The sequence below is a fragment of the Paraflavitalea sp. CAU 1676 genome (genome assembly GCF_029223285.1).
Classification (GTDB): domain Bacteria; phylum Bacteroidota; class Bacteroidia; order Chitinophagales; family Chitinophagaceae; genus Paraflavitalea.
Window position 1 is genome coordinate 241,879 of sequence record NZ_JARHUJ010000001.1, and the last position, 20,052, is coordinate 261,930.

The 20,052-nt window shown below is 47.8% G+C and carries 20 protein-coding genes; 11 read left to right on the forward strand and 9 right to left on the reverse strand.

From position 1 onward, the window contains the following. Positions 1-44: 44 nt before the first annotated feature. Entirely contained in the window at positions 45-1,961 is a 1,917-nt protein-coding gene (acs, locus tag P2H89_RS00965; protein WP_275824598.1) for an acetate--CoA ligase, read from the forward strand. Positions 1,962-2,218: 257 nt separating this feature from the next. Further along, the gene (locus P2H89_RS00970) at positions 2,219-3,163 is read left to right on the forward strand and encodes an alpha/beta fold hydrolase (RefSeq protein WP_275824599.1); all 945 of its coding nucleotides are present in this window, start codon (positions 2,219-2,221) and stop codon (positions 3,161-3,163) included. A gap of 52 nt (positions 3,164-3,215) precedes the next feature. Here the strand turns inward: P2H89_RS00970 and P2H89_RS00975 are convergent, their stop codons facing one another. Beyond that, positions 3,216-3,770, reverse strand: coding sequence for a L,D-transpeptidase (locus P2H89_RS00975; RefSeq protein WP_275824600.1), 555 nt, complete (start codon positions 3,768-3,770; stop codon positions 3,216-3,218). Between the two features lie 338 nt (positions 3,771-4,108). Between P2H89_RS00975 and P2H89_RS00980 the strand changes: the two genes are divergently transcribed. After that, a complete protein-coding gene (locus tag P2H89_RS00980; protein WP_275824601.1) occupies positions 4,109-4,552 on the forward strand; it encodes a DMT family transporter in 444 nt (147 codons plus the stop codon). Between the two features lie 60 nt (positions 4,553-4,612). Here P2H89_RS00980 and P2H89_RS00985 read toward each other — a convergent pair whose 3' ends face one another. From P2H89_RS00985 to P2H89_RS01000, 4 genes are all read right to left on the reverse strand, one after another. Beyond that, positions 4,613-5,440 (reverse strand): outer membrane beta-barrel protein, encoded by an 828-nt coding sequence (locus P2H89_RS00985; protein WP_275824602.1) that lies wholly within the window; start codon positions 5,438-5,440, stop codon positions 4,613-4,615. 28 nt (positions 5,441-5,468) lie between these two features. Beyond that, on the reverse strand, positions 5,469-6,701 hold the full coding sequence (locus tag P2H89_RS00990) for a hypothetical protein (RefSeq protein WP_275824603.1): 1,233 nt from the start codon (positions 6,699-6,701) through the stop codon (positions 5,469-5,471). A gap of 1 nt (position 6,702) precedes the next feature. Beyond that, entirely contained in the window at positions 6,703-7,188 is a 486-nt protein-coding gene (locus tag P2H89_RS00995; protein WP_275824604.1) for an RNA polymerase sigma factor, read from the reverse strand. Positions 7,189-7,345: 157 nt separating this feature from the next. Continuing rightward, a complete protein-coding gene (locus tag P2H89_RS01000; RefSeq protein ID WP_275824605.1) occupies positions 7,346-7,552 on the reverse strand; it encodes a hypothetical protein in 207 nt (68 codons plus the stop codon). 453 nt (positions 7,553-8,005) lie between these two features. Between P2H89_RS01000 and P2H89_RS01005 the strand changes: the two genes are divergently transcribed. Further along, positions 8,006-8,176, forward strand: coding sequence for a hypothetical protein (locus tag P2H89_RS01005; RefSeq protein ID WP_275824606.1), 171 nt, complete (start codon positions 8,006-8,008; stop codon positions 8,174-8,176). Positions 8,177-8,242: 66 nt separating this feature from the next. Beyond that, positions 8,243-9,430, forward strand: coding sequence for a glycine C-acetyltransferase (gene kbl / locus P2H89_RS01010; RefSeq protein WP_275824607.1), 1,188 nt, complete (start codon positions 8,243-8,245; stop codon positions 9,428-9,430). 68 nt (positions 9,431-9,498) lie between these two features. On the opposite strand, the gene P2H89_RS01015 is transcribed toward kbl, so the two are convergent. Next, positions 9,499-9,879 (reverse strand): RidA family protein, encoded by a 381-nt coding sequence (locus P2H89_RS01015; RefSeq protein WP_275824608.1) that lies wholly within the window; start codon positions 9,877-9,879, stop codon positions 9,499-9,501. A 424-nt stretch (positions 9,880-10,303) separates the two neighbouring features. Here P2H89_RS01015 and P2H89_RS01020 point away from each other — a divergent pair, with 424 nt between their 5' ends. The 5 genes from P2H89_RS01020 to P2H89_RS01040 all read left to right on the forward strand — a co-directional run bounded on the left by P2H89_RS01020 (position 10,304) and on the right by P2H89_RS01040 (position 14,076). Then, positions 10,304-10,933 (forward strand): 3-hydroxyacyl-CoA dehydrogenase family protein, encoded by a 630-nt coding sequence (locus tag P2H89_RS01020; RefSeq protein WP_275824609.1) that lies wholly within the window; start codon positions 10,304-10,306, stop codon positions 10,931-10,933. A gap of 62 nt (positions 10,934-10,995) precedes the next feature. Next, complete coding sequence (gene tsaB / locus P2H89_RS01025; protein WP_275824611.1) at positions 10,996-11,772, forward strand: tRNA (adenosine(37)-N6)-threonylcarbamoyltransferase complex dimerization subunit type 1 TsaB; 777 nt, start codon at positions 10,996-10,998, stop codon at positions 11,770-11,772. Between the two features lie 102 nt (positions 11,773-11,874). Continuing rightward, the gene (locus tag P2H89_RS01030; protein ID WP_119052909.1) at positions 11,875-12,222 is read left to right on the forward strand and encodes a metalloregulator ArsR/SmtB family transcription factor; all 348 of its coding nucleotides are present in this window, start codon (positions 11,875-11,877) and stop codon (positions 12,220-12,222) included. A 90-nt stretch (positions 12,223-12,312) separates the two neighbouring features. Beyond that, on the forward strand, positions 12,313-13,719 hold the full coding sequence (locus P2H89_RS01035) for an MBL fold metallo-hydrolase (RefSeq protein WP_275824612.1): 1,407 nt from the start codon (positions 12,313-12,315) through the stop codon (positions 13,717-13,719). A gap of 141 nt (positions 13,720-13,860) precedes the next feature. Further along, positions 13,861-14,076 carry a hypothetical protein gene (locus P2H89_RS01040; protein WP_275824613.1) on the forward strand — a complete coding sequence of 72 codons (216 nt, stop codon included), beginning with the start codon at positions 13,861-13,863 and terminating at the stop codon, positions 14,074-14,076. A 59-nt stretch (positions 14,077-14,135) separates the two neighbouring features. Here the strand turns inward: P2H89_RS01040 and P2H89_RS01045 are convergent, their stop codons facing one another. Beyond that, positions 14,136-15,563, reverse strand: coding sequence for a clostripain-related cysteine peptidase (locus tag P2H89_RS01045; RefSeq protein ID WP_275824614.1), 1,428 nt, complete (start codon positions 15,561-15,563; stop codon positions 14,136-14,138). Positions 15,564-15,718: 155 nt separating this feature from the next. Between P2H89_RS01045 and P2H89_RS01050 the strand changes: the two genes are divergently transcribed. Beyond that, positions 15,719-18,679: a sensor histidine kinase gene (locus P2H89_RS01050; RefSeq protein WP_275824615.1), complete on the forward strand. Its 2,961-nt coding sequence runs from the start codon at positions 15,719-15,721 to the stop codon at positions 18,677-18,679. Here the strand turns inward: P2H89_RS01050 and P2H89_RS01055 are convergent. Together P2H89_RS01055 and P2H89_RS01060 are read right to left on the reverse strand one after the other, a co-directional pair. Further along, positions 18,676-19,338, reverse strand: a complete 663-nt coding sequence (locus P2H89_RS01055) for a response regulator transcription factor (protein ID WP_275824616.1) — start codon at positions 19,336-19,338, stop codon at positions 18,676-18,678. The genes P2H89_RS01050 and P2H89_RS01055 overlap by 4 nt on opposite strands. Positions 19,339-19,349: 11 nt before the next feature. Beyond that, positions 19,350-20,003 (reverse strand): histidine kinase, encoded by a 654-nt coding sequence (locus P2H89_RS01060; RefSeq protein WP_275824617.1) that lies wholly within the window; start codon positions 20,001-20,003, stop codon positions 19,350-19,352. Positions 20,004-20,052: the final 49 nt, after the last annotated feature.

A 20,052-nucleotide genomic window follows, 5' to 3' on the forward strand; every position in this document is an offset into this window, starting at 1 on the left:
GTTGTATTTTTAAGCTCCAAAAACACCAAGGTAAACGATTAGTTATGTCATATCCCTACCAGATCAGGTCAGCAGAACAGTATCAGGCAGCTTACAAAAAGAGCGTAGATCATCCCGAAGAATTCTGGAGTGATATTGCATCCAACTTCCAATGGCGCAAGCCCTGGGATAAAGTATTGGAGTGGGATTTCAAGAAGCCCACCATCAAATGGTTCAATGGCGGTAAGCTGAACATTACGGAGAACTGTATCGACCGCCACCTCGAAAAGCTGGGCAACAAACCCGCCATTATCTGGGAGCCCAACGATCCCGAAGAATACCACCGTGTATTAACATATCGTGAATTGTACAATAAGGTGGTACAATTTGGCAATGTTTTGAAGAATAATGGCATCAAAAAAGGCGATCGTGTATGTATCTATATGGGTATGGTGCCCGAACTCGCGATTGCTGTACTGGCTTGCGCGCGCATCGGCGCTATCCATTCCGTGGTGTTTGGTGGCTTCAGTGCACAAAGTATAGCCGACCGTCTGCAGGATGCCAAAGCTGAATTTGTCATCACCTGCGATGGTGCTTACCGTGGTAACAAAGAAATTCCGCTGAAGAGTGTTATAGACGACGCCCTGGTGCAATGCCCGTTTGTGAAGCGGGTAGTGGTGCTTACCCGCACGCGTACCGCCGTGTCGATGCTGAAGGGCCGCGACGTTTGGTGGGAAGATGAAGTGAAGAAAGTAGAAACACAAGGCAATCATGACTGCCCGGCCGAAGAGATGGATGCAGAAGATATGCTGTTCATCCTCTATACCTCGGGCTCAACCGGCAAACCCAAAGGTGTGGTGCATACCTGCGGTGGTTATATGGTCTATGCCAACTATTCATTCGTCAATGTATTCCAATACCAACCGGGTGACGTATTCTTTTGTACAGCGGATATCGGCTGGATCACGGGTCATAGTTACATCGTGTACGGCCCATTGAGTGCCGGTGCTACTACCCTCCTGTTCGAAGGGGTGCCCACCTGGCCCGATGCCGGCCGTTTCTGGGATATTGTCGATAAGTATAAGGTGAACACATTATATACGGCGCCTACTGCCATCCGCAGCCTCATGGGCTTCGGACTGGAGCCGGTACAAAAACACGACCTCGGTTCACTGAAAGTATTGGGTACCGTGGGCGAGCCAATCAATGAAGAAGCCTGGCATTGGTACGATGAGAACATCGGTAAAAAGAAATGCCCTATTGTAGATACCTGGTGGCAAACCGAAACCGGTGGTGTCCTCATCTCCAATATGGCAGGTATTACACCAGCCAAGCCCTCCTTCGCCACCCTGCCGCTGCCTGGCGTACAACCCATCCTGGTAGACGAGAATGGCAAAGAGGTCGTAGGTAATGGCGTAAGCGGTAACCTCTGTATCAAGTTCCCCTGGCCCGGTATGCTGCGCACCACTTATGGCGATCATGAGCGTTGCCGCACCAATTACTTTGCTACTTATGATAACCTGTACTTTACCGGCGATGGCTGTCTGCGTGATGAAGAAGGCAACTACCGCATCACCGGCCGTGTAGATGACGTGTTGAACGTGAGCGGTCACCGTATCGGAACGGCCGAAGTGGAAAATGCCATCAACATGCACACCGGTGTGGTAGAAAGTGCCGTGGTAGGGTATCCGCACGATATCAAAGGTCAGGGTATCTATGCGTTCGTGATCTATCAGGGTCATGGAGACAGCGATGACAAAATGGCCCGTCAGGATATCGCTCAAACAGTTTCCCGCATCATTGGCCCCATTGCCAAACCCGATAAAATTCAGTTCGTAAGCGGCCTTCCCAAAACGAGAAGCGGTAAGATCATGCGGAGAATACTACGTAAAATTGCAGAGGGCGAAACTGATAAATTAGGCGATATTTCTACCCTGCTCGACCCCGCTGTTGTGGAAGAGATCAAGAACGGAAAATTATAAGGAGTTACATAAAAAAGAAAACCCCATGGCTGGAGTGGTTATGGGGTTTTCATAGAGACGGAAAACATTGGCCGTTTTCTGATTACCAATGTTATATGTTTTGTTCTATCTCCCAATTGTTATTGGGTTCTTCAAGGATATCGGGGTTCCGCTATAAATGCGCGATATTCATGCCAAAAATCAGCCGCCGCAGAACCTGTTTGTAGTACCAAAATAAGACAGGCAGGGTTGTTCCGGTAAATCTACTAAGCCCCCTTATGCGAATACTACGAAGAGTATTATGGACGGTCCTCATTCTGTTTGTGCTGTTCAACGCACTCTGCATCTTCCACGCTTATCGGTTTACCTACTTCTATGATGATGCCGGTGCGGCCATCAAGAAACCCGAGCAAATGAGCGGCCTGGAGAAGACCAAAGTAGTATTGTTTGGCCTGCAATATCCCAAGTCGGTCAACGACGCGCATCCCAAACTGCCTTATGAGGCGGTATCCCTCACTACTTCCGATACTGCGCATCTTCGGGGCTGGTATATGCCACGCAAACAGGCCCGTGGCACCGTGATCCTGTTTCATGGACATGGCAGCTCCAGCGGCCGTGTACTCGAAGAGGCTTATTATATGCACAGCCTGGGTTTCCATACCATGCTGATCGATTTCAGGGCGCATGGCAACAGCGATGGCCATGTAAGCACGATCGGCTATTATGAAGCAGCCGATGTAAAAGCTGCGTATGATTTTGTAAGAAAGAAAGGAGAGCAAAACATCGTGTTGTGGGGCGTATCGCTGGGGGCTGCCACCATTACGCGTGCCATTGCAGTAGAGGGCGTAAAGCCCGAGAAGATCATTCTTGAACTCTCTTACGGAACATTATACGATGCGGTGAAGGGCAGGATACGTACGATGGGCTTGCCCGAGCGTCCGCTGGCCGGCATGCTGACCTTTTGGGGCGGCGCCATCCGGGACTTCTGGGCCTTTGGCCTCGATCCGCAGGAGTATGCGAAGAAGATCGAATGCCCGGTGCTGGTGCAGCATGGAGCCAAGGATTCCCGCGTTACGCTGGCCGAAACCAAGGCGATCTATGCCAATATCCCGCATGGCAGGAAGAAACTGGTGATATACGAGCAGGCTAAACATGAATCACTATGCAAGCGCGAGCCTGAACATTGGAAGAAGGAGATCAAGGATTTCCTTCTTCAATATTGAGTGCGATAACCGGGATCTCTATACTTGTGGCGAGCCTGGATTTGCCCAACAATTACCTCCGCACGATCACTTTGGTGCCAATGGGCATGTATGATTCCAATTCATCGAGATCTTCATTCTTGACCGCGATGCAGCCATTGGTCCAGTTGGTAAAATCATCTACGACGATATTGTCATTGGGCCAGGTGCCGTGTATGGCGATGCCGCCGCCGATCTTCGCCCCTTTGGGAATTACTCCCTGCGCCTTCCGCTGATTGAATTTGGCCATGCTTTCCTGCGTAGGATAATCCAGCATGAACATTTTATGCCATTTGGCATGCGGTCTTTTGGAGATGATCTTGAAAGTGCCTTCGGGTGTTTTGCGATCGCCCTCGATCATTTTATCCCCAAGGTCTTTATTGCCGAATACGACGGGATAGGTGGCGTACCAGCCTTCCTCATCATAGACTTGCAGTTCATAATCGGATTTGTCGACGATGATATAAACGGCGCCCGTAGGGCCGTTGTTAAAGAAGCGTTTCATGTGAACCCTTTTTTCAATGGTTCTGAAGGCAGCTAAGCCTGCACAGGACAATAGCAGCAGCGCGGCGATGTGTTGGCGTTTCATGGTAAGCCTGGTTTTGCGTAAAGACCAGTCGATCGGTAAGCTTTAGATTAATGAATACGGATACCTTGTTGCCTTATTGAAAACGTATAAGGAATTAAGAATATTTTTCAGGTGGATAAGTTTTAACAATAGAAAATGCAATACACTTCATTGTCAACGTTCTCCCGGGGAAATTAGTCTGCAATTTGTTTGCCATTTCTCGTTAAGGGATTGTTGCAGTGGAGGTTCGGTAAGTGGTTTTCCTGAGCGAAAACTTGGCGCCCGCCGCAGGCAACCTCAGCCCTAATTGTATTTTTCCATGATATTCATGAACTTGCTGGCTCAAACCGAAACTGATCATGAAATACCTGTTTTATATACTTCCCGTGCTGGCCGGCGTGGCAATGACGGTGCAGTCAGGGATCAATGCCCAGCTCAGGGCAGCGATCAACCATCCTATTCTGGCCGCTTTCATCTCTTTTATAGGTGGCACCCTGGCACTGGCTATCTTGTTATTGTTCTCGAAACAAGCCGTTCCCGCGCTCAACGCTTATAGCGATATCAGCTGGTACAAGTTTTCGGGCGGATTGCTGGGCGTATTTGTGGTAACCGTCGTTTTATTGTCGGTGCAGGAGATCGGAGCGGCCAATATGTTTGTGCTTATCATTGCGGGCCAGTTGGTGACGGCTTTGCTGATGGACCATTTTGGGGTACTGGGTATGAAGACAAGCCCTATTTCTTTGCAGAAGATGATCGGGGTGATCTTTTTGGTAGTAGGAGCCTGGCTCGTGAACAGAAAATAAAAACGCTGCGTGCAGGTATCCCTCACACGCAGCGTCTGCTTCTTAATTCTTTCACTGATCTTACCAGCTATTGATTCGAATGCCTACATTATAAGGAGTAAGATCCAATCCTTTGCTGAAGATGCTTTCGGTGGCATATGCGCCGTACAGTTTAACCGGACCCAGTCCCAATTCGGCGAGGTACTGTATTTTCCAGGGGTTCAGGTCGAAATCATCGTGTTTTTTACGTTTGCCGTCGGCATCGGTGATGGTTTTCTGGCGGCTGTTGTACAGGTAACCTGCGCTGGCGCCAAAGGCCAGGCTGAATCCTCGCTCACGCTGCGGGGTGAAGTTGAACTCGAGCAACATAGGAACGGTAAAATAATCTGCTGCCAGTTTGTTCTTGCTGTAGTTGGTGCTGTTGTCCATGTATACATGCACCTTGGGTTCGGTTTCGAACTTTACCGGTTCTTTGAATCGATAGTTGTTCATCTCCAGGCCCAAACCGTATTTCAGGTTCACTACGTGTTTTATAAGATTGAGCCGTTGCATGAAGATCCAGATGTTCACATTGCTCGATTTGCCAGACTTTAGCTTGAACCAGTCTTCATCGGAGCCGGGGGCAAATGCCTGTGCTTCGGCGCTGGTGTAATTGGTTTGGTCATTCCAATTGGTGAAGCCCAAGTCGAAGATCAGCCAGTTGGTGGTGAGGTTCGAGGGTTTGTAGTGACGGCGGTAAACACGGGTTGTTTCGCGGTCGTTATCTGCTTTGGCGCTACCAGGGGTGCGCACGATGATCATTTTACCTATCCGGAGTGTATCGGTTTTGGGTTGTTGGGTTGTATCTGTTTGAGCCAGGGCCGAACATGCCATACCTATTCCCGCCAGGAGAGTCAGCATCCTTTTCATACTTCAAAATTTACTTGTGTAATGGAGATTATTTTAACGCTATTTCAAAACTGGCTATCCTTATGCTGGATTTCTCTTGATCCGGATCAGCACTGGTAGCTTTATCAAACACGCGGGATACTTTTCTGAAGAAACCACGCATCCTGTTTTTCTTATTATTCTCGGGTGATTCGTCATATGGGAGCGGCTCGTAACCCTTGTTGGGGGTTTTGTTGTTAACCGCGAGGTCGATTACTCCTACAGGAGTACCTACCGCTACTGCTTCACTATTCTTGTTGGTAGGATCGCTAAGGGTTGTTTTTTCAGGATCCTGTCCTTTCAATTCAACTTTATTAGGAGCCTTCTCTGCAGGATTGATTGCTGCGTATCCCTTTTCTTGTTGTACGTTTTGCTCAGGCAGAATGTTACTCTTATTGTTGTCTTTTTTCTGCGTTGATTGCAGAGCGGCCAATTCCTGATCCTGAACAGACTTTTCCTGCGGGCGTACAGCCGGTGTTAAAGGGGTACGCTTGTTTTCCTCTTTCTTTATTGCATAACCTTCCTGTGCGGGTGAACCGGTGTTCTCTTTCACGGCAGGGTTAGCGGTGCTCTGATCAGTTCCAGGATTCGCTGCCTGATTGTTCTTCCCGGCATCAGTAGCAGCTATACTTTGTTGCGAAGGTGTTGTTGTAGCAGGCTGCGTAGTTTGAGGCTGTTTGCCGTTGTTGTCGCGAGCCACTTGTCCTTTAATGGGGTCTTCTGTCGTAGCCATATACCAGCCCATGCCGCCCACAAAGAGGAGCACGGCAGCGGCCGCCGCCATCTTGTACCAGCGCATTCCAACCACAGGCGTCTTTTCTTCTTCCTCGTGGCGATACAAGGCATATTTATCCGGGAATACTACCGAGGTATCGGGCATCAGCTTTACCTGCTGCATCAATTCAAAGCTGGCCTGGTGCTGCGGGTTGCGGTATACGAATTGTTCTACCTGGTCCTTCTGCTCATTGGTCAGTTCGTCGTCGGCGTATAAGATGAAATATTCTTCGCAATTGGTGTCGTTGACCGGGTTGGGTGCTGCAGTTGTTCTCAGCAGCGATCCCTTATTTTGGAACACGATCTGATCGTCGGAGGGCAATACAGTGTCCTGCAGCATGATCAGCTCGGCGCGCAGATCCGGGTTTTCTTCCACAAAGGATTCCACGGCCTTCCGTTGAACAATGTTCAGTTCATTGTCGACGTACAGCAGAAAGTACTCTTCGTAATTTTGGCGTGTGATGTTCATACTATAACACGTTTTCAGGGCTGACCAAATAATTTTTTAACTGCACACGGGCGCGGTGTAAATATACTTTCACCTGGCTTTCGTTCAAACCGGTGATCTGCCCGATCTCTTCGTACGAATATCCTTCGTAATCCTTCAGCAGCACCAGTGATCGTTGGGTTTCGTTCAGTTGCGCCAGGGCCTGTTCCAACACTTTGCGGGTGTTGTGCATGGGGCGGTCGTACACTTTGGCGTTCTCATTGAACTCATCCTTCAGCGTCACCCTTTTCGCCTTGCGCAGGTGATCCACCATCTGGTTGTAGGCAACGGTAAACAAATAGCTTTTGCATTTGGTGCCGTCTACCTGGGCGCGATTGATCCACATTTTCTCGAATGCCGTTTGTACCACATCCCGGGCGTCCTCCTCGTGGCGGAGGTTCTTAAGGATGAACCGGTACACGTTATCCGCATACTCTGTGACACACTGATTGTATTCTCTTTCGGTCATAAGCAAGTCCTGTCTCTAAATGTGCATGTAAGGTTATCTATTGGTTATACGGCCCAGGCCCCCGGAATGTTACAATTGCCCGAACTTTTTGCCCAAAAAAATAAAAAGAGGCTGCTAGGGCCTCTGATTTATTGTAAATAGTTGATAATGAAAGGGGTTAACGTGCTGTCGCCATCACTGCCCGGTTGAGGGCTTCAAGGATGATGAACTCTCCCTGGGCTTTGGTCTTTTCGCACTGATCATTAGCCTCGGTACAAACATCCTCTTCGGTGTTCTTATGGGCTTTGGTGGCAGCTACCACCAAAATTCCGGCTGTCAGCACTGCCAGCAAGAAGAATGCCCGTATGAAGGATTTTTTGAACATAATTGGCCCTTTAAAAGATAAGACGAAGGTAATTGCAAAATGTTACAGGAGTGGTAAAGAATTCTAAAAATTAGGTGAAAGTGGGGGTATGGCCGGCGAAATTACCCAGTTGCGGTTGAACATTCCCCACACCTGAGTTCACGCTAAGCCAGCAAAGCCTCTGCCCCGAGGTAAATCGCAACGGAGGCTGAGATCAACCCAAGGTTCGGGCGTACACCGTGCGGTGGCCAGTAAAACAACCCGGAATATTGTACAGAACCTCCCTGCAAACCCACATCCTAAGAGGGCACCTTGCAGGCATACCTGGTATACCTCCAGGCCATCATCAGGCTACTACCTATGAATCAACTCCGAACCATCTCCGAATGAAGACGCCGCAAAGGGCTCTGTAGGTCCTCTGTAAGTGCTCTGTAGGTGCTCTATAGTTTTTGTCATATTCAGTATATTCGTAATGTGAAAAGTGAAGACCCTGGTGAAGATGGCCAGTTTGGTTTGCTGTTGAAAACCCGGCGGGCCACCGTAGTTGATCTTGAAAAGCTTCTTATGATATTTGAGGTGAAAAAGCAGGTGGGCCCAAAATCCTTTATCGGCCAATTCTTTGCCAGAAGCTGCGCAACCGTTTGAAATTTTCAAATAAGCAGCTGCTCAAAGTCCTATTTTTGTGCCCTTATCTAAAAAATCCCTCTTTCCATGAATGAAAATTTAGTCAAAAGGCTGGCTACTGAGCTGGAGGAAATCAAAGCTTCGGGCTTGTATAAAACGGAGCGTATCATTGAGTCTCCACAGGGGGCCGACATCGTTGTAAATGGTAAAACGGTACTGAACTTCTGCGCCAATAACTACCTGGGCTTATCCTCGCACCCCAAAGTGCTGGAGGCTGCCAAGAAGAGTGTTGACCATCGTGGATATGGTATGAGCAGCGTACGCTTCATTTGCGGTACACAGGATATTCATAAGGAGCTGGAGGCGAAGATCTCTGCCTTCCTGGGTACGGAGGATACGATCCTGTACGCAGCGGCTTTCGACGCCAACGGTGGTGTATTCGAGCCGTTGTACAATGAACAGGATGCACTGATCTCCGACGAGTTGAACCATGCTTCCATCATCGATGGGGTACGTTTGTGTAAGGCTCAACGCTATCGGTACAAGCACAACAACATGGAAGACCTCGAGGCAAAGCTGATAGAAGCGCAGGCCCAGCGCAGCCGCGTCATCATCACCGATGGTTCGTTCAGTATGGACGGTACCATCGCACAGCTCGACAAGATCGTGGCGCTGGCAGAGAAGTATGACGCGGCGATCATGATCGATGAATGTCATTCGAGTGGTTTCCTGGGTAAAACAGGTCGTGGTACCCATGAATACCGTGGTGTGATGGGGAAGATCGATATCATCACCGGTACCCTGGGTAAAGCCCTGGGTGGTGCTTCCGGCGGTTTCACCAGCGGCCGTAAAGAAGTGATTGAAATACTGCGTCAGCGTTCAAGACCTTATCTCTTCTCGAATACCCTGGCGCCCAGCATCGTGGGAGCTTCTATTGCCGTCCTGGACCTGCTTACGGAAACAACCGAACTACGGGATAAGCTGGAAAGCAATACCAAATACTTCCGTGCAAAGATGACAGAGGCTGGTTTCGATATCAGACCGGGTGATCACCCCATTGTGCCTATCATGCTGTATGACGCCGTTGTAGCGCAGAATTTTGCCGCCAAACTGCTCGAGGAAGGGATTTATGTTATTGGCTTCTTCTTCCCCGTAGTGGCCAAAGGACAGGCCCGTATCCGCGTTCAATTGAGTGCTGGTCACGAGCAAAAACATCTCGATAAAGCCATTGCGGCCTTTACCAAAGTGGGTAAGGAACTGGGTGTGCTGAAGTAATAAGACAAAGGAGCTAAGGAACTATATACAGGCCGCCGGTGAATGGAATTCGCCGGCGGCCTGTTTCGTTATTTACCGGCAGTTACGCTGATCTCTACATTTACATTTTTGGGCAGGCCCTTTACGGCGACGGTTTCACGTGCAGGGAAATTACTCTGGAAGTATTTTCCATAGATCTCATTCACAGTGGCAAACAACGACATATCGCTCAGGAAGATGGTCGTTTTTACGATATGGCTGAAGTCCATCCCCGCTTCGGATAAGATGGCCTTGATATTGTGCATTACCTGGTGTGTTTCGCCAATCACATCGGTGGCGTCGATATTGCCGGTTGCCGGGTTGATGGCTACCTGACCCGATACGAACAATAAACCGCCGATCTGAACGGCCTGGCTATACGGGCCGATAGGGGCCGGTGCGTTGGTGGTATTGATGATCTTTTTTTCCATGGGCCAAAAATAGGAAGTTTCGAGCTTTGGAGAGAAGGGGTAAAACCCCCGTATTGAGAAAACTAAGTGTCTGGTACACGGCTCCGTCAGGCAGCGGTTTTGCGAAATGCGAGGGCTTTTGACAAGAAGCAGTGTAAAACAGACGTTTTGCAAGAACTAAGCACTTGTTGCATGGACGGGGCAATCCGCTGTTTTGCAAAATGCAAGGGCTGTTGACAAAAAAGAGCCCCCGTTTTGTGAAAAGTCGGTCCTGTTGCCAAACTGCGGTGCGGAACCCCGACCAGTTGAACGTCCCGGAAACGCCCGGTGAAGAAGCGCTGGCTGGCAGGGTAGTCACCGTATACAGTCCCACTGGCCAATGGGGCGGGGCAGGATTACCGTGCCCGTATGACAATATCAACTTACATTGCGTAAATTTTTTGCCATGACGATCGCCCTGCTGGCCGACGACGTTTTGAAAGAAGAATGGTTGGAGAAGGAAGCCCCCGAAGAGGTTGAATTCATCTGGGTCGACTCGGTGAGTTCCCTGAGGATGGTGGAGGCCGACGCTTATTTCGATCTGTTGTACCAGCCCGATCCGGAAAGGATCCAGCAGCTGAAACCGCTCAATGGCAAGCCTCTTTTTGTGAATGCCGTGGCCTGGCATGGTAAGGTGACGGGTACGGACGTAATACGGCTCAATGCCTGGCCCACCTTGCTGAAGCGTCCGGTGGTGGAGGTTGCCCTTACCCGTGAGGATCAGCTGCCGGCCGTGCAAGCTGTTTTCGATGCCTTACAGTGGAGGTTTCAGGTGGTACCCGATATAGTGGGTATGATAACGCCACGCGTCTTGGCGACCATCGTCAACGAGGCTTACTTTACGTTGGGGGCCGGTGTTAGTACGAAAGAGGCCATCGATATCGCCATGAAACTTGGCACTAATTATCCAATGGGACCTTTTGAGTGGAGCAGCGCGATCGGACTTTCGCATATAGGTGTGCTGTTAAAAGAGTTGAGCCGGACCGATGACCGGTATGCGCCGGCGCCTGCATTGGTGCAGGCTTTGAAGTGTTAAGTTGTAGCTGTAAAAGTCGGATGGCCTAACCGGTTAGTCGTTAAACTTTTACAGGCAACTTTATGGAATTGGCGAAGTTTGTGCATCTATTATATGATGATCTAAAAAATTGTTGGACTTTCTATTCATTCAGTATCATGGGGCTTATACTAAATATCGATACGGCTACGGAAATTGCAGGGGTTTGTCTTGCAACCAATGGAACTCCGCTCGCGACTATGGTAAACCGTGAACAGAAGGATCATGCAAGCTGGGTGCAGCCGGCGATCGCCTCGTTGATGCAGGAAGCGGGTTATGCGATGGGACAGCTGGAAGCGGTTGCCGTTACCGCAGGCCCGGGCTCGTATACCGGGCTGCGGGTTGGTATGGCAACGGCGAAGGGCTTGTGCTATGCGCTTCATATTCCGTTGATTACAGATAGTACATTAAAAGTAATCGCTTATGCAACGCGTGCGGCTATGGGGTTGTCAACCGACGAATCTCCTATGTCAATTCCGACCTTGTTGTGCCCAATGATCGACGCGCGCAGGATGGAAGTGTTCACCGGCGTCTATAATCTGGAACTCGGAGAAGTAATTCCCGGAGGTGCCTGTGTGTTGGATGAAAGTTCTTTTAACAAAGAGTTAGAAAATAATCGTCTAATTTTCTGTGGCAATGGTGTGCGTAAGTGGAAACCCCTATGTAAGCATTCACATGCAATGTTTTACGAAGGACCCCCGCACAGTGTTACAGACCTGGCAGCTCTTTCAGAACAGCGGTTTCAGCAACAAGAATGGGCAGATCTGGCCTATGCGGAACCCGCTTATCTCAAGGAATTTTACTCTCATATAAAAAATTAAACTAAGTGAAACTTTTATAGACCTTTAATTCACATAGTATTTTTTTTCTTGTAAATTTGGCACGCTTATCCTATTAAATTTTTTAAAAGCTCTGATGTGCACATGAACGTAACAAGCAACTACTCCATGGTGCTGAATGCAGACGGCGTACATGGGGATTCCGTCAAGGTTGACTTCCTAAACCTAAAAAAGGCCGCTATGATCCTGCGGGCGCTCAATCACAAATTGCGCCAACAGATCCTTAAGCTCATAGATGAGCAAAAGCGCCTCACCGTCACTGAAATCTATGTGCGGCTCCGTCTGGAGCAGTCCGTAGCTTCTCAGCATCTTGCGATCCTTCGCAGGGCTGGGATAGTAAAAACAGAGAGGGATGGCAAGTTCATCTATTATTCCGTGAACAGTGCCCGCGTGGCACACATTATGGAATGTGTAGAGGACCTGAACAGCTAATAGCGGTTTAACCTTTTGATAATCTGCTTATAAAGCAGGACATGGCCGACCATGTTCTGCTTTTTGCTTTTAATGAAGTAATTTTGCCCTATGTTTATAAAGCAATTATACACAGGTTGTTTGAGTGAATCAGCCTACTATATTGAGAGTAAAGGCGAGGCCGCCATTATCGATCCCCTGCGGGATATTGCAGCCTACCTGGAGCTGGCGAAAGAAAGAAACGCTACGATCAAGTATATTTTCGAAACTCATTTTCATGCCGATTTCGTAAGCGGTCACCTCGACCTGCAAAAGGCTACCGGCGCTCCCATCGTATACGGCCCATCCACCGAGACCAATTTTCCGATCCACCTGGCGAAAGATGGTGAGGAGTTCGAACTGGGTGATCTGACGATCGGGGTTATCCATACACCCGGCCATACGCTGGAATCGACCTGCTACCTCCTCCGCGACGAAAATAAGGCCCCTTATGCGCTCTTTACGGGCGATACGCTGTTTGTTGGGGATGTAGGTCGTCCCGACCTCAGTAGCGGGAATTTGAGCAAAGAAGCGCTTGCATCGATGTTATTTGACTCTTTGCAGCAAAAAGTTGCAACTTTACCCGATTCGGTGATCGTTTACCCCGCTCACGGAGCTGGCAGCAGCTGCGGTAAGAACCTGGGGCCCGAAACGCACAGCACTATCGGCGAGCAGAAGCAAACCAATTATGCCCTGCAACCTCAAAGCCGGGAAGATTTTATCAAGGCAGTGACGGATGGCCTCGGCCTTCCTCCACAATACTTCCCCATCAATGCACGGATCAACAAAGAAGGGTACGAAAGCCTCGAAGGCATCATGCAGCAGGGATTGACTCCGCTGACGGTGGCCGACTTCAAGGCACTCGCCCAAAACGAGGATGTGATCGTGCTGGATACCCGTAACGCCGCTGCCTTTACCGAGCAATTTGTGCCTGGTTCTATATTCATCGGTTTGGAAGGTCGCTTTGCCGAATGGGCGGGCAGCCTGCTCCCATTCGATAAACCGATCATCCTGGTGACAGAAGCCGGACAGGAAGAAGAAAGTGTGGTAAGACTGGCGCGTGTTGGTTTCTCCCAAATGAAGGGTTACCTGCATGGTGGTGTGGAAGCCTGGAAGGCTGCCGGTGAGCAGATCGACCTGATCATCGATGTAGAAGCCGATGAACTGGCCATGGACCTGCCTTTCGATAATAACCTGGTGGTGGTAGACGTGCGCCGGGAAACTGAATTTGCCGATGGCCACGTAGCCGGTGCGGTAAACATTCCGCTCAACGAAATGACCGACCCAGGCACTATGGCGAATATCACCGAAACACAGAACCTGTACGTGCATTGCGCCGGTGGCTACCGTAGTGTGATCGCTGCCTCTATGTTGAAACGCCAGGGCATTCACAACCTGCACAACGTGCTGGGTGGATGGAACGCGATCAAGGACCAGAAAGGCATCGAGGTGGTGAAAGAAAAGAGTGTGTTGAATTAACCAGCTTTCAATAAAATAACCTTTGTGAAGCCAGCAGCGATGCTGGCTTTTTTTTATGGGTAATTCTACCGCTGCAATTCAGGTGTTTAAACGGGTGGTTTACTGTCGTTTGATGGATAGTTTTGCATAAAAATATATTCTATGCCAAAGCATACAGTAGAATTACGTGATGAAACGGATCGTGTATTTAAGGTAAATGAAAACCTGTCGTCAGATGCGCAAAGGACTATTAAAATAAAAGTGGTGACGGAGGGTGGTGTAAAAAAGCATGTATTGGAGATTGCAGAAGGTACTACACTTACGAAGCTGCCCCTAAAAGGGGTTAAAATTCCACCAGATATTGGTGATGAAATTTAGTTAATGGATCCAGGTAATTCTTAAAAAGCAGAGCCTACTTAGTAGGCTCTAAGCGCATTTTATACTGTCAGCGCCTTTGCCTTCTCCAGGTAGTGTTGCAGGAAGTCATCCCAGGTTGAATCTTGGGCGAACTTATTCACGACCTCGGGGTCGTAATAGGCGCAGAGGCTTTTTGTAGTTTCCATGGTTATATCGGTGTCGGCCGGAAAGTAAATTGATATGCCTTGTTGGGAGTAGCGCGATGTGTCGAATTTGTCTGAAAGCGTAAAGAATTCGCCGACAAAGGAGGATTTTACAATTCGTTTCCTGATAGATTTGTAGCGGTCAAGAAAGACCTTGAATTGATATTGAAAGGGTGATGGGGTGTCAGCAAGGCATTCGATCAACAGTCCCAGATCAACAAGGCCAAGGCCCAGTTTCGAAACATCATTGATCCTTTCTTTCCGTATTTTGATGAACATCGATAGGAATTCGGGTTCTTCAATACGAAGTTTGAGATAGTCGGACAGGTTGTTGATAAGCGTCGATAGTTCGTCGTAGTACTTTAGCTTGTTACAAAATACGGTACTTTCACTTACGATATCGATCCCTTCTGCTAGTTCGGTGGAGTACTTGAGAATGTAATCTTCCGTGATCTTCCGTACAAGCAGTTTGTTGGGAATATTGGGGTGTCTTCTTAACAGGTTAAATAGTCTAAGGTAGTTATAGCCGTAATAAGGGAACACAGATTGTGGGGCCACCAGGTATTTTACCTTGTCCTTAAGAATAAATCCATTGTCGGCCATTTGCATATTGCAGTTCACCATGAGCAGTATGTCGATCATTTGGTCGCCGGGAAGTGCCTGCTTCAATACATCGTAAATTTCCTGCATCCAAACCACATTTGCTTTTCGGCAAGGTGAAACCACATCTGATTCGATCGGCATCATTTCGTTTTTCTGTTCTTTGCCGCATTTGAATTCGCCCGAGTATAATTTTTTCTTGTCGAGCAAATTTTTGTTTACGAACTGTATGGTATTCTTTATTTCCACTACCGTGCCTGTATGCTGTACATTCAGGCTGTTTATTTCCAGTTCATCTGCTCTGCGAAGATCCAGACCGAAACCCTTGCCGTGAGTCCAGGTAACCAGTATCTTTTTTTCGGAGGGGAATGTTTTGAACACATAACTGAATATTGGTTTCCACGCTTCACTTTCATAGAGGTCGATACCATGGTGCCGGTAGGTCAACTTCCGGTAGGTAAACTTTGTTTTTCCCTCCTTACGGTAATACTCTCTTAAGCTATAATGGTAGCAATATTCATTATTGGGTGCTCTGAATTGAATGCTGTCGAGCAGCACGATAATTTTAACGTTGTCCGAGTTGTCGTCTAGATATTTACTGATTTCCCGTAATAATTTCTGACTTTCGGACTTGTACTCCATGATCTCATGGATAAAGATGAATACTAACCATTTATAGGTCTTCGTGTTATCGGCGGAATCCATAATTGAGGTTTGAAAAGTGTCGTCGTATTTCAAATTTATGGATGGTCAAAAAAAGGACCAAGGTGAAAAACACCCATTCTTGGTATCTTAAGGGGGCATTTGATGTACCATTTTCCCTAATTTCACTAGCTATGTTACCCTCGCTTCGGTCATACATGGTCATATGTTTAGCCTTTATTGCTGTGGAGCTTCGGGCACAGGAGTTGTTTCACTTGAAATTTGATCACTACGATAACCGGAGCGGTCTTGGAAGCATTAATGTACGGAAAATCATTCAGGACTCTTTCGGGTTTATCTGGATTGCTACTCAGGACGGTCTCTATCGATTTGACGGAAAAGAGTTCGTAAATTATAATAAGGCACAACCGGAGCGGCATTCGATTACGGGGCCTGATATCAGGGATGTAATAGAGGTAAAAGGAATGATATGGGTAATCACTTCCTTTGGCGGCATCAATGCCATAGATTCCCGGTCGTCCAACGTAGTTTTCGGGCTTGCACAAGAGAGCGATCAGGAGCTCAGTAAGGTGTTGTTTACTTCTCTCGCTGCGCGTGGCGACACCTTATTTATCGGCAGTGACAAAGGGATTTATTATTTGCAGGTGAATGACCGCAAGTTAAAGCCATATGTGTTGAATAGCCCGGCCTTTTACATCAAGCAGTCACCAAACGTTAATAGAATCATTTTTGATAAAGAAAAGCGTCTTTGGGCCTTTTGCCAGAGCCAGGGCGTTTTTGCGATAGATGTTCCGACCAGTAAAGTGATTGCCTCGCTGGATGAGCCTTCCGCCATCTATTTTGATGGAGCTATTTGGGGCAACTCTATTGTAGCCGGGACGAATGAGGGGCTGAGGCACTATTATCTTTCAGCAGGCAGGATACTTTCTAACTACGATAGGTTTTTGTTTGCCACCGAACATATGAGGTCTCCGGTCTTTTCGGTCAGGGCCGATCAATCCGATAATCTTTGGTTTTCAACGAGGCGTCACCTGATAAAGATGGATGCTTATTCAAAACGATTTTGGTATGTGAAGGAAAGTAAAGTGATTGAGAAGGATTGGACATCCTCTGTCTATGCCATTTTCTTTGATCGGATGAATAATCTATGGCTTGGTTGTCATGAAGGCGTTAGTTTTTCTACCAATAGATCGGCCGCATTTTTAGCTTATCATAAGTCGGAGGAGACAAAAGAAACCATTTCCCATGCCTACTATATTTATCCGAATGGCGATTCTATCACATTGGTTTGCGCGTCTGATGCCCTGTACAAAGTCAACCGCCTAACCGGCGAAATAGGGTCCCTTGATAAGGGGAAATCCTATTATTATGTTTTTGAAGACGCCAATCACCGATTGATTGCCTCCTGCGATGATGGATTGGTGATCGTTGGTCAAAAAGGAGTAACTCCTGTGAGCGAAGTATATCCTGAATTTAAGGAGTACTCTTCACTGATCGTCAATAGCCATTTGAGTATAGATAAAGACCGATTGATGTTCGGAAGCCAGGATAGAAGGGGCGTATTTGTCTGGGATCGGGAGCGGCACTCTATTGCCAATTATTCAACATCGGTTGGTTCGCTACGGCTGAAGGATGATAACGTGAATGCCCTTTATAAAGATCGGAAGGGGTTAATCTGGATACTCACCAACAACTCTATTTCGGTTATGGATGCGCAACTTGGTCATGTGCAGCATTTGGAAGTGACTGATCCCAGACTGAAGAAAGCGTACTCTCTATTTTATGATGTTTGTGAATATGGAGATCAATATTTTCTTGCCACTTATAGGGATGGTATCGTAGTGCTGGATAAGGAGTTCAGGTTTGTTCGCGAAATTTCGACTTTTAATGGCCTTGCAAATAATAGTGTATATAAGCTGTTATTGTTTCGGGATAGTCTATTGTTTGCCACCACCAATAATGGATTGTCTGTCATTCACCTTGCGACTTCAAAAGTCAAGAATTATTTTGATGCCAATGGACTTACCTCCAGTGTTTTTGAAGAGTTGAGCGGAAATTCGGCGGGAGATAAGATCTATGTAGGTGGCAAAGATGGATTTACGATTATAGATCCGCTGTTGCTAAGGACGAACGATTCTCCGCCGTCGCTGTACTTTAGCCGGATCTCCGTTGAGTCGCCGGGGAAAGCGATTGACTCCTCCGATTTGACGAGCACAAAGATGGTGGTGCCCAATGATGCCGTTCAGACAACCGTTTATTTTTCAGCATTGAATTTCTCCAACCCTGCCTTTACTTCTTTTTCTTACCGTATCAATGAATTGAGCAATGAATGGACGAATATTGGAAGCCAGCATTTTGTTAGGTTCATTGGGCTTTCGCCGGGTACGTACCACTTATCCATAAAGGCTGCCAATGAAGATGGTCTATGGTCGGCCCCCAGGGAGTTGACCCTGGTGTTCCTGCCCAAGTGGTATCAAACCTGGTGGTTCAGGAGCCTGATCGCCCTGTTGATCATAGGTGTGCTTTACGGGATCTACCGGTACCGGTTGTGGCAGGTGAAACAGGAGCAGCAGATGCGCCAACGAATTGCCAGCGACCTGCACGATGACATTGGCAGCACACTTAATAGTGTTAAGGTGTTTGCCAACCTGGCCATGATGAAGTCCGAACAAAATGCTCCCTATCTTTTACAGTTGAAAGAGGGGGTTCAGGGCGCCATTGTAGGCATACGGGATATGGTTTGGATACTGGACGATAAGCAGGATACGGTTGAGCACCTGGTAAACAGGGTTGAGCAGTTTATCTATCCCGTTGTTGCGGCGCAGGATATCCGGTTTGAGAAAATAATGGATGCTACGGTCGCCGACAGGATTTTGAAGAAAGAAGAAAAACGAAACTTATACCTGATCCTGAAAGAGGCATTGAACAACAGCATTAAATATGCGGAAGCTTCTGTGTTGCAGGTACAGATTGAGAAGGTCGCTTATGACCAGTTCAGTATCGTCGTGAGCGATAACGGAAAGGGGTTTGATATTGCTACCGTTCAAAAAGGAAACGGACTGAACAACCTCAAATACCGCGCGCAGCAGATCAGGTATCAGATAGATATCAATAGTGTGCCCGGGATTGGCACCACCATCCGGCTCACCAGCCATTAGGGCTGAAAGATACCGTTGCGGATGGCGTATAGCACGAGGCCTACCCTCGTTTTAGCACTCAGTTTGTCGAACAGGGTGTCGCGGTAGCCATCGATGGTGCGGGGGCTAAGATGCATTTTATCGGCTATTTCCCGGTAGGTGAGTTCGGTGCAGGCGAGTTTGAGGAACTCTATTTCCCGGTCATTTAGTGAGATCAGCGGCTTTATGCTGTTGTTGTCGTCTTCGAGGTTATTGAGCGCGTGGATCATTTTGCCGGTCACCATTTCGGAATAATAATACCCCTTGCTGATTACCGAATCAAGAGCGCATTTGAACTCTTTGGGTTCGGTTTCCTTGAGTATATAGCCCCTGGCGCCGTTCTTGAGCATGCGGATGATCGACTGCTCATTGTCGTACATGGAGAGGGCCAGCACCTTAACTTCGGGATGGTTTTGTTTGAGCCATATGGTCGTTTCGAAGCCGTCCATTTCGGGCATGTTGATGTCCATCAATATGAGGTCGGGAACTTCATGGGTCTTAAGCTGTTCTATAAAATGCCGACCATTGTTGGCTTCCAGTAACACGGTATAACCATCGAAGTTCTTCACCATACTGGCAAGGCCGTTACGGAGCAGGATGTGGTCATCTATGAGTGCTACCCGTGTTTTGTTTGTTTGCATATACTGCCGGTTTATCGGTTTGAAAATGGGAAGGTGATATGTATGATTGTTTCGTCCTTCAGGGCTTTGTTGACCTGCAGTTGTGCGCCGATCATGGCCGACCTGTCGTAGATCATACTCATGTTGCCGTCGTGTTGTTGATGCGTGCCGGGTTCTTGTTGATCGATCTCTTTATTCAGGATCGTTATCTCCAGGTCCTGGTCCTGGCATTGTATCTGAACGGTTATCAATGATGTGCTGCTTTGTCCGAGAAAATAATGTATTCCTTCCTGTACGATCCTGAACAACATCAATTCCTCTTCTTTAGCTAGCTCCCTGATACATCCGTTAAAGGTGAGTACCGGCTCTGTTATCCTGTTTCTCGGCAGAAATGACAATTCATACTCTATCGACTTCAATAAGCCTACCCTTCCAATATGGTTGGCATCCAGATTCCTGGCCAGATTGCGCAGATCTTTGATCGCCTGGCCGATCAGCTGGTTACTATTAAACGTTTTCTGGGCTACTTCTTCAGGCTTTGAAAAATCCAGCGTTCCGAGGTGTAATTTGGCCAGACTCAATATCTGACCAATATTATCGTGTATTTCCTGGACGGTGTTTTTCAATGCCTGCTCCTGTATCTCCAGCTTCGTTTTGATAATCTCATGTTCCTGTATGGTCCCCATTTTTTTCATTTGATACGAAGATGCTTACTGTAATTTACTGAATAGAATA